General features: G+C 71.0%; 15 protein-coding genes. 14 read left to right on the top strand and 1 reads right to left on the bottom strand.

What is annotated here, in order from left to right; genetic code table 11:
- Positions 1-168 precede the first annotated feature (168 nt).
- From ABT158_RS50150 to rplL, 3 genes are all read left to right on the top strand, one after another.
- Complete coding sequence (locus tag ABT158_RS50150) at positions 169-996, top strand: SCO4651 family lipoprotein (RefSeq protein WP_352325430.1); 828 nt, start codon at positions 169-171, stop codon at positions 994-996.
- A gap of 239 nt (positions 997-1,235) precedes the next feature.
- Positions 1,236-1,760, top strand: a complete 525-nt coding sequence (gene rplJ / locus ABT158_RS50155) for a 50S ribosomal protein L10 (RefSeq protein WP_352366414.1) — start codon at positions 1,236-1,238, stop codon at positions 1,758-1,760.
- A 72-nt stretch (positions 1,761-1,832) separates the two neighbouring features.
- Positions 1,833-2,225, top strand: a complete 393-nt coding sequence (rplL, locus tag ABT158_RS50160; RefSeq protein ID WP_185070580.1) for a 50S ribosomal protein L7/L12 — start codon at positions 1,833-1,835, stop codon at positions 2,223-2,225.
- A 94-nt stretch (positions 2,226-2,319) separates the two neighbouring features.
- Here rplL and ABT158_RS50165 read toward each other — a convergent pair whose 3' ends face one another.
- Positions 2,320-2,736 carry a nuclear transport factor 2 family protein gene (locus ABT158_RS50165; protein WP_352366417.1) on the bottom strand — a complete coding sequence of 139 codons (417 nt, stop codon included), beginning with the start codon at positions 2,734-2,736 and terminating at the stop codon, positions 2,320-2,322.
- Positions 2,737-2,828: 92 nt separating this feature from the next.
- Here ABT158_RS50165 and ABT158_RS50170 point away from each other — a divergent pair, with 92 nt between their 5' ends.
- The 11 genes from ABT158_RS50170 to ABT158_RS50220 all read left to right on the top strand — a co-directional run bounded on the left by ABT158_RS50170 (position 2,829) and on the right by ABT158_RS50220 (position 12,277).
- Positions 2,829-3,395 carry a TetR/AcrR family transcriptional regulator gene (locus ABT158_RS50170; protein ID WP_352366419.1) on the top strand — a complete coding sequence of 189 codons (567 nt, stop codon included), beginning with the start codon at positions 2,829-2,831 and terminating at the stop codon, positions 3,393-3,395.
- A gap of 127 nt (positions 3,396-3,522) precedes the next feature.
- Positions 3,523-4,524 carry an ABC transporter ATP-binding protein gene (locus ABT158_RS50175; protein ID WP_352366421.1) on the top strand — a complete coding sequence of 334 codons (1,002 nt, stop codon included), beginning with the start codon at positions 3,523-3,525 and terminating at the stop codon, positions 4,522-4,524.
- 71 nt (positions 4,525-4,595) lie between these two features.
- A complete protein-coding gene (locus tag ABT158_RS50180) occupies positions 4,596-5,342 on the top strand; it encodes an MlaE family ABC transporter permease (protein WP_352325424.1) in 747 nt (248 codons plus the stop codon).
- A complete protein-coding gene (locus ABT158_RS50185) occupies positions 5,339-6,121 on the top strand; it encodes an MlaE family ABC transporter permease (RefSeq protein WP_352366423.1) in 783 nt (260 codons plus the stop codon). The genes ABT158_RS50180 and ABT158_RS50185 overlap by 4 nt, the downstream gene beginning before the upstream one ends.
- A complete protein-coding gene (locus tag ABT158_RS50190; protein ID WP_352366425.1) occupies positions 6,118-7,173 on the top strand; it encodes an MCE family protein in 1,056 nt (351 codons plus the stop codon). Before ABT158_RS50185 ends, ABT158_RS50190 begins: the two co-directional genes overlap by 4 nt.
- The gene (locus ABT158_RS50195) at positions 7,170-8,162 is read left to right on the top strand and encodes an MCE family protein (protein ID WP_352366427.1); all 993 of its coding nucleotides are present in this window, start codon (positions 7,170-7,172) and stop codon (positions 8,160-8,162) included. The genes ABT158_RS50190 and ABT158_RS50195 overlap by 4 nt, the downstream gene beginning before the upstream one ends.
- On the top strand, positions 8,153-9,142 hold the full coding sequence (locus ABT158_RS50200) for an MCE family protein (RefSeq protein WP_352366429.1): 990 nt from the start codon (positions 8,153-8,155) through the stop codon (positions 9,140-9,142). The genes ABT158_RS50195 and ABT158_RS50200 overlap by 10 nt, the downstream gene beginning before the upstream one ends.
- Entirely contained in the window at positions 9,139-10,119 is a 981-nt protein-coding gene (locus ABT158_RS50205; protein WP_352366431.1) for an MCE family protein, read from the top strand. Before ABT158_RS50200 ends, ABT158_RS50205 begins: the two co-directional genes overlap by 4 nt.
- A complete protein-coding gene (locus ABT158_RS50210) occupies positions 10,116-11,276 on the top strand; it encodes an MlaD family protein (RefSeq protein WP_352366433.1) in 1,161 nt (386 codons plus the stop codon). Before ABT158_RS50205 ends, ABT158_RS50210 begins: the two co-directional genes overlap by 4 nt.
- 6 nt (positions 11,277-11,282) lie before the next feature.
- Positions 11,283-11,783, top strand: a complete 501-nt coding sequence (locus ABT158_RS50215) for an Rv1363c family protein (RefSeq protein ID WP_352325417.1) — start codon at positions 11,283-11,285, stop codon at positions 11,781-11,783.
- Positions 11,780-12,277, top strand: coding sequence for a hypothetical protein (locus ABT158_RS50220; RefSeq protein ID WP_352366435.1), 498 nt, complete (start codon positions 11,780-11,782; stop codon positions 12,275-12,277). Before ABT158_RS50215 ends, ABT158_RS50220 begins: the two co-directional genes overlap by 4 nt.
- Positions 12,278-12,856 lie beyond the last annotated feature (579 nt).

The following is a 12,856-nucleotide window of genomic DNA, read 5'->3' on the forward strand; positions in this document are numbered from 1 at the left end:
AGATCACCCGTTCTACTGGATCTCCGTTCTCATGTCCCAGGTTCGGCCGAACACCTTGACTCGACCGCCAGCCGTCTTAACTTCCCGGCATTGGGGATAACCCTGGGTTTTCCCCGAATTATGCGGGGAAGTCGCCACGATGGGACAAGCCAACCGTAGGGTCAAAACATGCTGAAGCGCAGGATAAGTCTCGCCACCGCCGTGGCCGGAGCTGCTCTCATCGCGGCCTCGGTCGCCGGGTGCGGTACGAACGTGCAGCCCATCCAGGTCAACCTGGCCGCCTCAGAGGTGCTCGCGCAGGCCGCGCAGAAGACCGCAGAGGTCACCAGCTACACGGTGGACGCCGTCGCGAACGTGACGCACCCCCAAGAAGGCAACGGCAAGGTGCAGGGCCGCATGCTCTACCAGAGCAAGCCCCAGCTCGCCGTCGACCTGACCCTCGACACCGTCGACATGGGCGGCCGGAACCTGCCGGGCGGCGTGCGCGCCGTCCTCCAGGGCGACACCGTCTATGTGAAGGTCGAGGCGCTCAAGCAGCTCGTCGGCGCCACCAAGCCGTGGATCAAGGTCGCGCTCAACGAAGTGGGCGACCAGAACCAGGTCAACCAGTACCTCAGCCAGATCCAGCAGTTCGACCTCGCCAACGTGACCAAGCTGGTCACCGTGTCCAAGGACGTGAAGCAGGTCGGCACCGAGAGCGTCAACGGCGCGGACACCACCCACTACAGCGGCACGTTCCCCGTGGACGCCGCCGTCGGCCAGCTGCCCGCCGACAAGCAGCAGCAGGCCAGGACGAACCTCGCCGAGCTCAAGGACGTCAAGTTCGACATCTGGGTGGCCGGCGACGGCCTGCCCCGCAAGCTCACCCTGAACGGCTCCAAGGAGGGCGCGACGCTGGACGCCACCCTGCTGTTCAAGGGCTTCAACGAGCCCGTGAAGGTCGAGGCCCCGCCCGCGGACCAGGTCGGCGAGCTGCCGAAGACGACCGTCAACTGAGAACCGATTTGGAAACTCGGCGACCAGCACGTACTCTGGTCGTTGCCGAAGACCGCCGGTCGTCGTCAGGTGCATCAGTCCTGGCGACCGAAGGATCCACGTTCTGTGGACGGCCCGCGCAGGTGTGATGCGAGTTTCCCATATGGTGCAGTTCCATATGTGAGCCCCGTGCGCCCCTGCGCCCGGGGCTGTTCTCATTTCCAGGGGCCTTCGCCGGCGGCACACCTGGAAGGAGGCCCATGGCGAGGGCGGATAAGGCGACAGCCGTTGCCGAGCTCAAGAGCGAGTTCGAAGGCAGCAGCGCCGCCGTTCTGACCGAGTACCGCGGTCTCACCGTCGCCCAGCTCAAGCAGCTGCGCGTTGCTCTTGGTGAGAATGCGAAGTTCGCCGTGGCGAAGAACACCCTGACCAAGATCGCGGCCAATGAAGCCGGTCTGTCGTTCCCCGACGACCTGCTCACGGGCCCGACCGCGATCGCCTTCGTCAACGGCGACGTTGTCGAGGCGGCCAAGGGTCTGCGTGACTTCGCCAAGGCCAATCCCCTTCTGGTGATCAAGGGTGGTGTGCTCGACGGTAAGACGCTCGACGCCACCGAGATCACCAAGCTCGCCGACCTCGAGTCCCGCGAGGTCCTCCTCGCTAAGCTCGCCGGTGCTCTCAAGGCGAAGCAGAGCGCTGCCGCCGCGGTTTTCGCCGCGCTGCCCACGCAGCTGGCTCAGCTGGCCGACGCCCTTCGTGCCAAGCGCGAAGAAGCGGGCGAGTAACACGGGGGTTGCCGCAACTTCCGCGGTCCCGTTCCTAGTTTTCTGCAAGTCCTAAACGTAAGGAAAAGCATCATGGCGAAGCTCAGCACCGACGAGCTGCTCGACGCGTTCAAGGAGATGACCCTCCTCGAGCTGTCCGAGTTCGTGAAGCAGTTCGAAGAGGTCTTCGACGTCAAGGCCGCCGCCCCCGTCGCGGTCGCCGCCGCCCCCGCCGCCGCTGGTGGTGGCGAGGCCGCCGCCGTTGAGGAGCAGGACGAGTTCGACGTCATCCTCGAGGCCGCCGGCGACAAGAAGATCCAGGTCATCAAGGAGATCCGCGCCCTCACGTCCCTGGGCCTCAAGGAGGCCAAGGACCTGGTGGACGGCGCTCCCAAGCCGGTCTTCGACGGCAAGGTCAACAAGGAGCAGGCGGAGAAGGCCAAGGCTGCCCTTGAGGGCGCCGGCGCCACCGTGACCGTGAAGTAACTTCCCACTTCACACAGCTCTTCGGAAGAGGCGGACACACCCTGGTGCCGGGTGTGGCCGCCTCTTTTCGCATGTAACGGGACAGCTCACGACCTCACCCGGAAGTGATCCCGGCTTCGTGGGCCGCGGCCTCCCGGACCCGGGCGATGGCGCTGGCGTCCATGAAGTCCTTGCACTGGACGATCCGGCCGTCCCTGATCCGCAGCATCAGCAGCCCCGGGACGGTGATCGCCCGCTCGCCCACCTTGACGTGCGCGTTCTGCTCGACGACCACCACCTCGGGATCGTCCGTACGGTGCAACGCGATCCGCTCCACCTCCTGCGGCACGGCGGGGGAGACGCCCCAGGACGCCCGGTACCCCGCCCGCACCGCCTCCCGCCCCTCGAACGGCGGCAGCCCGCCGAACGGGAACTCGTGCCTGCCGTCCTCCGCGTACAGGTCGGCCAGTTCGTCGGCCGACTTGCGCAGCATCGCGCCGTGGAAGGCGCCGACGATCTCCTCGACGGTCATGACCACAACCCCTCACATCTCGCTCAACACCCGTTGACTCAACGAGCGTAGAGCGAATTCGGGCGAACGGTCAACACGGGTAGAGTCGGACCGTGAGCGAGCGAGTGCTTCCCCGTGCCGAACGGCGGCGCAGAACCGAGGGAAGGATCCTCGACGCGGCCAAGGCGCTGTTCGCCGAAGTCGGCTACGAGCGTGCCACCATCAGGGCGGTCGCGAAGTCCGCCGAGGTCGACCCGGCCCTGGTCATGCAGTACTTCGGCAACAAGCAGGAGCTCTTCAGGGCCGCCGTGCGCGCCACGCCCGCCCCCGAGGCCGCCGCCACCCCCGAGGAGCTGGTCGAGCACCTGCTCGGCACCCTCGACGTGAAGATGGGCGAGCTGCCCCAGGGCTCGCTGGCGATGATGCGTTCGATGCTCACCCATCCCGAGGCGGGCACGGCGGCCCGCGAGGCGCTCGCCCGCCAGGTCGACAGGCTCGCCGCGTCGATCCCCGGCGAGGACGCCCGCCTGCGCGCGGCTTTGATGACCACGATCCTGCTCGGCGTGACCGTCGGCCACCAGCTGCTCGAACTGCCCGAGCTGCGCGACGCCCTGCCGGAGCGCATCGCCCGGCTGCTGCGCCCGAGCCTGCGCGCCCTTACTGGACCCGACGTCTCATAACCGCCGGGTAACAAGTTATTGGAACCGGTTCCAATTCCTCGGAACGCCGCTACCGTGAGTCCATCCTGGAAGTAAAGTGTGCGGCACGTTATCCCCTGAGTGCTCCCTGTGATCGGGAAGGTGGCCAGTGGGCGTCGAGGTCGTGGTCGAGGGGTTGACCAAGTCGTTCGATCGGCAGGTCATCTGGGAGGATGTCTCGCTCACGCTGCCCGCGGGTGAGATCTCGGTGCTGCTCGGCCCGTCGGGCACCGGCAAGTCCGTCTTCCTCAAGACGCTGGTCGGCCTGCTGCGCCCCGACCGCGGTCACATCTGGATCGACGGCCACGACCTGGCGAGCTGCCCCGAACGCAAGCTCTACGAGCTGCGCCGGCTGTTCGGCGTGCTGTTCCAGGACGGCGCCCTGTTCGGCTCGCTCAACCTCTACGACAACATCGCCTTCCCGCTGCGCGAGCACACCAGGAAGACCGAGGCCGAGATCCGCCGGATCGTGATGGACAAGATCGACCTGGTCGGGCTGGTCGGCGCCGAGGGCAAGCTGCCCGGCGAGATCTCCGGCGGCATGCGCAAACGCGCCGGCCTGGCCAGGGCGCTGGTGCTCGACCCCGAGATCATCCTGTTCGACGAGCCCGACTCCGGCCTCGACCCGGTCCGCACCGCCTTCCTCAACCAGACGATCGTCGACATCAACGCCGACATCGAGGCCACGTTCCTGATCGTCACCCACGACATCAACACCGCCCGCACGGTCCCCGACAACATCGGGCTGCTGTTCCGCCGCGAGCTGGTCATGTTCGGGCCGCGCGAGATGCTGCTGTCCAGCGACGAGCCGGTGGTGCGGCAGTTCCTCAACGCCCGCAGGCACGGCCCGATCGGCATGTCGGAGGAGAAGGACGTCTCCGAGCTGGAGGCCGAGGCCCAGATGGGGCACGACCCCGGCGGGCTGCCGCCGATCCCGCCGCAGCTCATGCCGAGCGGCAACGTGCTGCGCCGTTCGCAGCAGCCGCCCGGCCGGTGGCTGGCGGCCCACGGCGTGATCCCGCCGCAGGGCTCGTTCGTCGACGAGCGCGGCCGCAACTGGCTGGAGGAGTACCCCCGGCTGATCGACGCCCACGCCGACGGCGTCGCCTAGATCATGAATCCGACCGAGATGTACCTCCTCGCGGCCTATGACAGTGACTGCATGCGTTCGATCGGCCGCGCATGGTGACGGCGGAGGTCGGGCGGTTCGTCGCCATGTCGCTCGACACCGCCAGGGCCGCCGCGCGACGGCCGTTCCAGGTGCGCGAGCTCGTCCGGCAGGCGTGGTTCATCGTCAGCGTGAGCGCCCTGCCCACCGCCCTGGTCGCCATCCCCTTCGGGGCCGTGCTCGCCATGCAGACCGGCAACCTCATCCGCCAGTTCGGCGCCCAGTCCTTCACCGGGGCCACCGCCGTGCTCGGCATCGTCCGCGAGGCGGGCCCGGTGGTGACCGCGCTGATGATCGCGGGCGCGGCCGGCAGCGCGATCTGCGCCGACCTCGGCGCCCGCCGGATCAGGGACGAGATCGACGCCATGGAGGTGCTCGCGGTCGACCCGCTCCACCGGCTCGTCGTGCCCAGGGTCGCCGCGTGCGCGCTGGTCGCGCCGCTGCTCAACGGCCTGGTCGTCACGGTCGGGCTGGTCGCCGGCTACCTGTTCAACGTGGTCGTCCAGGGCGGCTCGCCCGGCGCGTACCTGCAGTCGTTCAACGCCCTGGCCGAGGTCTCCGACCTGTGGGTGTCGGAGGGCAAGGCGCTGGTCTTCGGGGTCACGACGGGGCTCGTCGCCGCGTACAAGGGGCTGGGCGCGGCGGGCGGGCCCAAGGGCGTCGGGGAGGCGGTCAACCAGGCCGTGGTGTTCGCCGCCCTGCTGCTGTTCGCCGAGAACTTCCTGATCAGCGCGGTCTACAACGAGCTGGTGCGGTCATGAGGGCGCTCGACCGGCAGGGCGAGTTCTACGCCAGGGCGATCAGGGCACTCCCGGCCGGCGCGCGCCACCGCCGCGAGGTGCTCAGGCTGCTGGCCGAGGTCGGGCTGGGCAGCGGCGGCCTGGCGGTCATCGGCGGCACGATGACGATCGTCGCCTTCATGACCTTCTTCACCGGCACCGAGGTCGGCCTGCAGGGCTACACCGGTCTCGACCGCATCGGCGGCTCGGCCTTCACCGGCTTCCTGTCCAGCTACGTCAACACCCGCGAGATCGCCCCGCTGGTGTCGGCCATCGGCCTGTCGGCCACCGTGGGCTGCGGGTTCACCGCCCAGCTCGGCGCGATGCGGGTCGGCGAGGAGATCGACGCGCTGGAGGTCATGGCGGTCCCGCCGGTGCCGTTCCTGGTCACCACGCGGCTGATCGCCGGCTTCGCCGCCGTCATGCCCCTGTACGTGCTCGGCCTGCTCGCCTCCTACGTCGCCACCCGCCTGATCGTGACCGTGCTGCACGACCAGTCCACGGGCACCTACGACCACTACTTCGAGCTGTTCCTGTCGCCCTACGACGTGTTGTGGTCCTTCGGCAAGGCGATGGTCTTCGCCGTCCTGGTGATCCTCATCCACTGCTACCACGGCTTCCACGCCACCGGCGGGCCGGCCGGGGTCGGGGTGGCGGTCGGGCGGGCCGTGCGCGCGGTGCTGGTGACGGTCAACGTCGCCAACCTCCTGCTCGGCCTGGCCATCTGGGGCACGACCACGACGGTGAGGCTGGCCGGATGAGACACGGCGTCGCGCTCCTGGCGATCATCGCCGCCTTCACGGCCCTGACGCTGGCCGTCTACACGAAGGCGTTCTCCACCGCCCGGCACGTCACGCTGCTGCTGCCGGCCGCCGGGCTGCAGCTCGACCGCCGGGCCGACGTCAAGGTCAACGGGGTCGTGGTCGGCGAGGTGGCCGACCTGGCGCCCGCCGACCACGGCGCCCGCCTCACCCTGGCCCTCGACCACGACGTCGACCGCGCCTCCACCGCCGAGCTGCGCGCCAAGACCCTGTTCGGCGAGAAGTACGTCGCCCTGATCCCGCCCAGCTCGCCGCGCGGCCCGCTGCGCGACGGCGACGTGATCAGGTCCTCGGCCGCCGCCGTCGAGATCACCGAGATCCTCGACCGCCTGCTGGCGCACCTGCGCGCCGTCCACCCCGAACGCCTGAACGCCGTCCTGAACGCCCTGGCCACCGCTCTCGACGGCCGCGGCGCCCGGCTCGGCACGACCCTGGACAGAACCGACGCCTACCTGCGCCGCCTCCAGCCCCACCTGCCGGCGCTCAAGCGGGACATCGCCAAGCTCGCCGACGTCACCGCCCGGTACGGCCAGGCCGCCCCCGACCTGCTGCGCACCCTCGCCAACAGCGCCGCGATCGGCCGCACCCTCACCGCCGCCCCTCTCGGCCCGGCCGGCGCGGCCGTCACCCGGGCCGCCACCGCCACCGACCGCCTGCTGCGCACGGACGAGCCGGGCATCGTCGGCCTGCCGCACGTCCTCCGCCCGGCCCTCGACGTGGCCGCCCACCACGCGCCCGTCATCCCGTGCGTGCTGCGCGGCCTCGACCGCCTGCGGCCGCTGCTGGACAACGCCTTCGGCCACGGCAGCGCGAAGGCGGTGCTGGAGATCGTCCGGCCGGCGCACCCGTACGAACCGGGCAAGGACACCCCGCGCTACGCCGACCGCAGGGGCCCGGCCTGCTACGGCCTGCCCGACCACGCGCCCGTGCCCTTCCCGGGGGTGCGCTTCGACGACGGCACGGCCGACCTGGCGAGGCTGATGCTGCGATGAGCACGCTCGGGCCGGCGCTCAAGCTGGCCGTCTTCGCCCTCGTCACCACCCTGTGCGTGGCCACGCTCGCGATCACCATCTCGGGCGCCCGCTTCACCGCCGCGGTCGTCTACCACGCCCTGTTCACCGACGCCTCTGGACTGCGCGAGGGCGACGAGGTGCGCATCGCCGGCGTGCGGGTCGGCCGGGTCGAGAGCGTCACGCTGGCGGGCGTCCGGGCCGAGGTCGCCTTCTCCGTACGGCGCACCACCGCGCTGCCCCGCGGGGTCGTGGCCGCCGTCCGCTGGCGCAACCTCGTCGGCGACCGCTACCTGACGCTGTCCACCGGCTCCGGCGGCCCCGGCCTGCTGCCGCCGGGCGCCCGCGTGACGAGCACCCGCCCGGCCCTCGACGTCACAGCCCTGTTCAACGGCTTCAGGCCGCTGCTCAACGCCATCCGCCCCCAGGACGTCAACCAACTGAGCTGGCAGATCGTCCAGGTGCTCCAGGGCGAGGGCGGCACGGTCGAGGCCCTGCTCGGCCACATCGCCTCCCTCACCGGCACGCTCGCCGACCGCGACGCCGTGATCGGCCGCGTGATCACCAACCTGGGCACGGTGCTCGGCGAGATCGCCGGCCGGGAGCACGACTACGACCGCCTGCTGATCGACCTGCGCGCCCTGATCGGCGGCCTGGCCGGCGACCGCGAGGCCATCGGCGACTCGCTGGCCACCCTCGACCGCCTCACCGCCGTCACCGGCGATCTCGTCCGCAGGGCCCGGCCCGACCTGCGGGCGAGCGTCCGGCACGCCGACGGGCTGCTCAAGGCGCTCAACGCCAGGAGCGCCCTGGTCGAGGACACCCTCGCCCGCGCCCCCGACCGTCTCGGCCGGCTCGTCCGGGCCAGCTCCTACGGGTCCTGGTTCAACTTCTACCTCTGCTCGCTCACGGTCAGGAGCGGCGGCGTGCGCACTCCGAAGCTCGTCAACGGGAGCCCGCGATGCCACTGACCCCCTTCAGGAGACGCGACCCCGTGCCGCTGGGCGTCGGCGGCATCATTGTGGCCCTCGCGCTGGTCGTGGCGGCCCTGGCGGTCGGCGGCCTGCCGCGCGGCAGCACGTACTCGGCCGCGTTCGCCGACTCGGCGGGCCTGCGCGAGCACGACGACGTGATGATCGCCGGGGTCAAGGTCGGGGAGGTCACCGGCGTCGATCTCGAAGGCGACCACGTCCGCGTCGATCTGCGGGTGGCCGACGACGTCCGGCTCGGCTCGCTGACCAGGGCGGACATCCGGATCAAGACCCTGCTCGGCGCCCACTTCGTCATGCTCGTCCCCGAGGGCGGCGGCCGGCTCCAGGGGCAGATCCCGCTGTCGCGCACGAGCGTCCCCTACGAGGTCGCGCCCGCCGTCGCCGACCTGGGCGCGGCCGCGGGACGCGTCGACGAGCGGGCCCTGGCCGCGGCCATGACCGTGCTGTCGCAGACCATGGAAGGCTCCTCGACGGAGATCCGGGCCTCCCTCCGGGGGCTCGGCAGGCTCTCGCGTACCGTCGCCGCCCGCGACGCCCGCCTCCACGACCTGGTCAGCCACGCCCGTACCGTCACCGGCCTGCTGGCCCGCCGGAACGCCGACCTCCATGGCCTGGTCACCGACGGCGACCTGCTGCTGCGCGAGGTCTCCGCGCGGCGGGCCGTCGTCCACGGGCTGCTGGTCAACACAGTGGTGCTGGCCGGGCAGATCGACGGGCTGGTCGCCGACAACAGGACCACGTTGCGACCGGCACTCGAACGGCTGCGCTCGTTCGTCGCCGTGCTGCGCCGCCAGGAGGAGAGCCTCGACCGGTCGCTGGCCCTGCTCGGGCCGTTCGCCCGGCAGCTCGCCGACGCGACCGGCAACGGGCGCTGGTTCGACACGATCATCCAGAACCTGGTCCCGCTGCCCGCCTCGGTCCGGCCGCCCGACCCCCTGCCGGAAGGACCCGTGCGATGAGAGGCCCGCTCGTCCTGGCGCTGCTGCTGCCGGCCCTGTCCGGCTGCGGCTTCGAGGGGGTGGCCTCGCTGCCGCTGCCCGGCGGCGCCGACCTGGGCGCGCGGCCGTACGCGGTGACCATCCGGTTCGCCGACGCGCTCGACCTGGTGCCGCGTTCGCCGTGCAAGGTCGACGACGTCACCGTGGGCGAGGTCACCGGCGTGGAGCTGGGCGGCGACTGGCGGGCCGACGTGGTCTGCCAGGTGCGCGGCGACGTCGCCCTGCCCGACCGCACCTCGGCGGCGATCTCGCAGACGAGCCTGCTGGGGGAGAAGTTCGTCACACTGCTGCCCGCCGGGCGCGGACGGCTGAGCGGCCCGATCCCGGCGGCCCGCACGAGCACGACGGCCGAGGTCGAGGAGGTGTTGTCGGCCGCCTCGCTGCTGGTCGACGGCGGCGGCCTCGACCAGCTCGCGACCGTCAACCGCGAGCTGGCCGACGTGCTCGACGGCCGCTCGGCCCGGCTGAAGGACCTGCTGCGCAGGCTCGGCGCGTTCGCCGCGGGGCTCGACGGCTCCAAGAAGCAGATCGTCCGGCTGATCGGCGCCCTCGACGGCCTCACCGGCACCCTGGCCGCCCAGCGCGCCACGATCAGGGCCACCGCCACCGAGATCGGCCCGGCCGTCACCCTGCTCAAGGGCCAGCGCGCCGGCCTGACCGCCATGCTCGCCGCCCTCGACCGGCTCGGCCGCACCGCCACCCGCGTCGTCGAGCGTTCCCAGGCCGACGCCCTCGCCGACCTCCGCCGCCTGCACGAACTCCTGCTCGGCCTCGACCGGGCGCGCGACAGCGTCGCGTCGGGGCTGGCGACCGCGATCACGTTCCCGTTCCCGGGGTCGGCCTCGTCCATGCTGCGCGGTGACTACGCCAACACCGACCTGACCGTCGACGCCTCGCCCGGCGCCACGCTGCGCAACCTGCTCGGCGGTGCGCGATGACCGTCAGGCTGCTGGCGTTCGCCCTGATCGGGGTGGTGGCGGTGGCGTACACGCTGGTCAGGTACGCCCGGGTCGGCGCCGACCTGTTCGACCCCGCCTACCGGGTCACGGTCGAGCTGGCCGACGCGGGCGGGCTGTTCGACGGCTCGGAGGTGACCTACCGAGGGGTGCCGATAGGCCGGGTGGAGTCGCTGGCGGTGGCGGGCGACGGCGCGCGGGCCGTGGTCAGGCTCGGGTCCGGCGACCCCGTCCCGGCCCGTGGCCTGCTGGCGGTGGTGGCCAACCGGTCGGGGGTGGGGGAGCAGTACCTGGACCTGCGGCCGGCTGGGGGCGCGGGGCCGTACCTGCGGGAGGGGGACGTGATCGACCGCGCGCACACGCGGCTGCCGGTCCCCACGTCCCGGCTGCTCGGCGACACCGACCGCCTGCTGGCCTCGATCGACCCGCGCGACCTGGAGACGGTCGTCACCGAGCTGGACAAGGGGCTCGGCGGCAACGGGCCGGCCCTGCGGCGGCTGGCCGAGGCGGGCGAGAAGCTGCTCGGACAGGCCGAGAGCGTCCTCCCCGAGACGGTCGCGGTCCTGCACGACGGGGAGACCGTGCTCGACGCTCAGCGGGCCTCTGGGGGCCATCTGAAGGCATTCGCCGGGAATCTGGCGAGCTTGACCGATTCGCTCCGGGACGGTCGCGGCGACCTGGCCCACGTGCTCGGCCGCACCCCGCGCGCGGCCGAGCAGCTCGAACGCCTGACCGACGGCGTCGCGCCCCACCTGCGCCCGCTGCTGACCCACCTGGTGATCGGGGGCGGGACGGTCTCCGCCCGGGTCACCGCCCTCCGGCAGCTCCTGATCGGCTACCCGGCCGCCGTCGCGGGCGCCTTCTCCGTGGTCGACCGGGACGGCCTGCACTTCGGCCTCGACCTCGACCTCAACGTCCCCAGGCCGTGCACCCGCGGCTACGAGGGCGTACACAGGCGGCAGCCCCACGACGTCAGCACCCGGCCGCCCGACCCGGAGGCGTTCTGCAGGGAGCCGCGCGGCAGCGCGACCGGCGTGCGCGGCGCCCGCAACGCCCCCGCTCCCCAACCGCCTCCGTCGATTCCAGGGCTTCAGGACTGGCTCGCGGGTTATGATCCGGCGACCGGCCGGAAGGGGTGAGCACAGGTGGGAGCACTTCCCGCGCGCCCGGCACGCATCCTCGTGGCCGCCCTCAGCGTGACCCTGGCGGCGCTCGTCGCCGCCGGAGTGTGGATCTCCCTCCAGGCGCGTGACGCGCAGGCCCTGGCCGACGACCGGCAGGCCGCCCTGCTCGCGGCCGGCACCCACGCCAAGAACCTGGTCTCGCTCGACTACAAGACCGTCGACGCCGACGTGCAGCGCATCCTCGACACCTGCACCGGCGGGGCCAGGACCGGCTACCAGGCCATCGCGGGCAAGCTCAAGAGCACCACGGTCGCCAACAAGGTCGTCCAGCACGGCGTCCTGCGCGCGACCGGCCTGGTGTCGATGTCCGGCGGCACGGCGAAGGTGCTGGTGGTGGCCGACGCCGAGATCCGCTGGGACGGCTCCAAGAGCCCGCCCCAGGAGCGTTTCTACCGCTGGACGATGGACGTGACCAAGGTCGGCGGCGTGTGGCTGGTGTCGAAGGTGGTGCAGGTGGTGTGAGAACCGTCACTGTGGTGCTGCTCGGCGTCCTGGTGATCGTCGCGGGCGTGCTGGTGCCCAGGATGTGGTTCGACCTGCGTGACCTGCGGGGGGCCGAAGGAGCCGGGGCCGAGGCGATGGCCACGGCCCGCCAGATCGCCCCCGACATGTTCTCCTACGACTACCGCTCGGTGGAGGCCGACCTGGCCAGGGCCGGCGGGTACACGACGGGCGAGCTGACCAGGCATTACAAGGAGCTCACCACGTCGCTGGTGTCCAAGGCCAAGGCCGAGAAGACCGTCCGCACCGCGGCCGTGGTGGACGCCGGCGTCGAGCGCGCCACGCCCGACAGGGTCGAGGTCCTGTTGTTCGTGAACATGGTTACGGTAAAAGTAGTGCCGAACCAGGACAGGCCCCAGCAACAGGTGACCCAGAACCGGGCCCGGTTCGTCATGGTCAGGCAAGACGGGCGATGGCTGGTCGAGGGGCTGTCCACGCTGCTGGGAACGGCCTGAGCCGCCGGGCGTGCCGCTACCGTCAATTGTTACCAAAAATCAGGTTTGGTGGAGCCCTTGATAGGGGTACTCCAGTCACAGCTACACCGGCGGTCGGCATGGGTTCGACCCCCGGGGTGACGGAGCGTTAACCGCCCACGATCGCGGGTATCGTCTTGGGCCTGGCGGTAGGCGCCCGATCACACTGGGGAGAAAACCCAGCGTCCGGGCCTCTAGGCGGCTAAAAGTCGGGCTCGCGGGCTTGACGTTTGCGGCTGAACGGGCGATGCTGCGACCAACGTGGAGCATGCAGCGAGAGCGAAGTGGACAGGCGTGTGCCGTTCGGCTACACTGCCCCTTTGCGCTGCCCTTTGACGACCCGTGATGCTTGCTCACGTTGCGAGGTTGTCTGGCGTGCGTGTAGTCAGTCCGCCGCGAGCCCTCGGAAGGACATCTGTTGGCAGCCTCGCGCAACGCCTCCGCCGTACCCGCTGGTCCCCGTCGCGTCTCTTTCGCGCGCATCCAGGAGCCCCTCGAAGTTCCTGATCTTCTCGCTCTGCAGACCGAGTCGTTCGACTGGTTGCTGGGCAACGAGAAGTG

It is taken from the genome of Nonomuraea sp. NPDC001636, from assembly GCF_040298265.1.
In the GTDB taxonomy this organism is placed as follows: Bacteria; Actinomycetota; Actinomycetes; order Streptosporangiales; family Streptosporangiaceae; genus Nonomuraea.

Excerpts from the sequence above, each read along its gene's own strand:
- ABT158_RS50205 (WP_352366431.1), top strand. The coding sequence starts at position 9,139 with ATGAGAGGCCCGCTCGTCCTGGCGCTGCTGCTGCCGGCCCTGTCCGGC.
- ABT158_RS50190 (WP_352366425.1), top strand. The coding sequence starts at position 6,118 with ATGAGACACGGCGTCGCGCTCCTGGCGATCATCGCCGCCTTCACGGCC.
- rplJ (WP_352366414.1), top strand. The coding sequence starts at position 1,236 with ATGGCGAGGGCGGATAAGGCGACAGCCGTTGCCGAGCTCAAGAGCGAG.
- ABT158_RS50165 (WP_352366417.1), bottom strand. The coding sequence starts at position 2,736 with ATGACCGTCGAGGAGATCGTCGGCGCCTTCCACGGCGCGATGCTGCGC.
- rplL (WP_185070580.1), top strand. The coding sequence starts at position 1,833 with ATGGCGAAGCTCAGCACCGACGAGCTGCTCGACGCGTTCAAGGAGATG.
- ABT158_RS50180 (WP_352325424.1), top strand. The coding sequence starts at position 4,596 with ATGGTGACGGCGGAGGTCGGGCGGTTCGTCGCCATGTCGCTCGACACC.
- ABT158_RS50150 (WP_352325430.1), top strand. The coding sequence starts at position 169 with ATGCTGAAGCGCAGGATAAGTCTCGCCACCGCCGTGGCCGGAGCTGCT.
- ABT158_RS50185 (WP_352366423.1), top strand. The coding sequence starts at position 5,339 with ATGAGGGCGCTCGACCGGCAGGGCGAGTTCTACGCCAGGGCGATCAGG.
- ABT158_RS50200 (WP_352366429.1), top strand. The coding sequence starts at position 8,153 with ATGCCACTGACCCCCTTCAGGAGACGCGACCCCGTGCCGCTGGGCGTC.
- ABT158_RS50210 (WP_352366433.1), top strand. The coding sequence starts at position 10,116 with ATGACCGTCAGGCTGCTGGCGTTCGCCCTGATCGGGGTGGTGGCGGTG.
- ABT158_RS50195 (WP_352366427.1), top strand. The coding sequence starts at position 7,170 with ATGAGCACGCTCGGGCCGGCGCTCAAGCTGGCCGTCTTCGCCCTCGTC.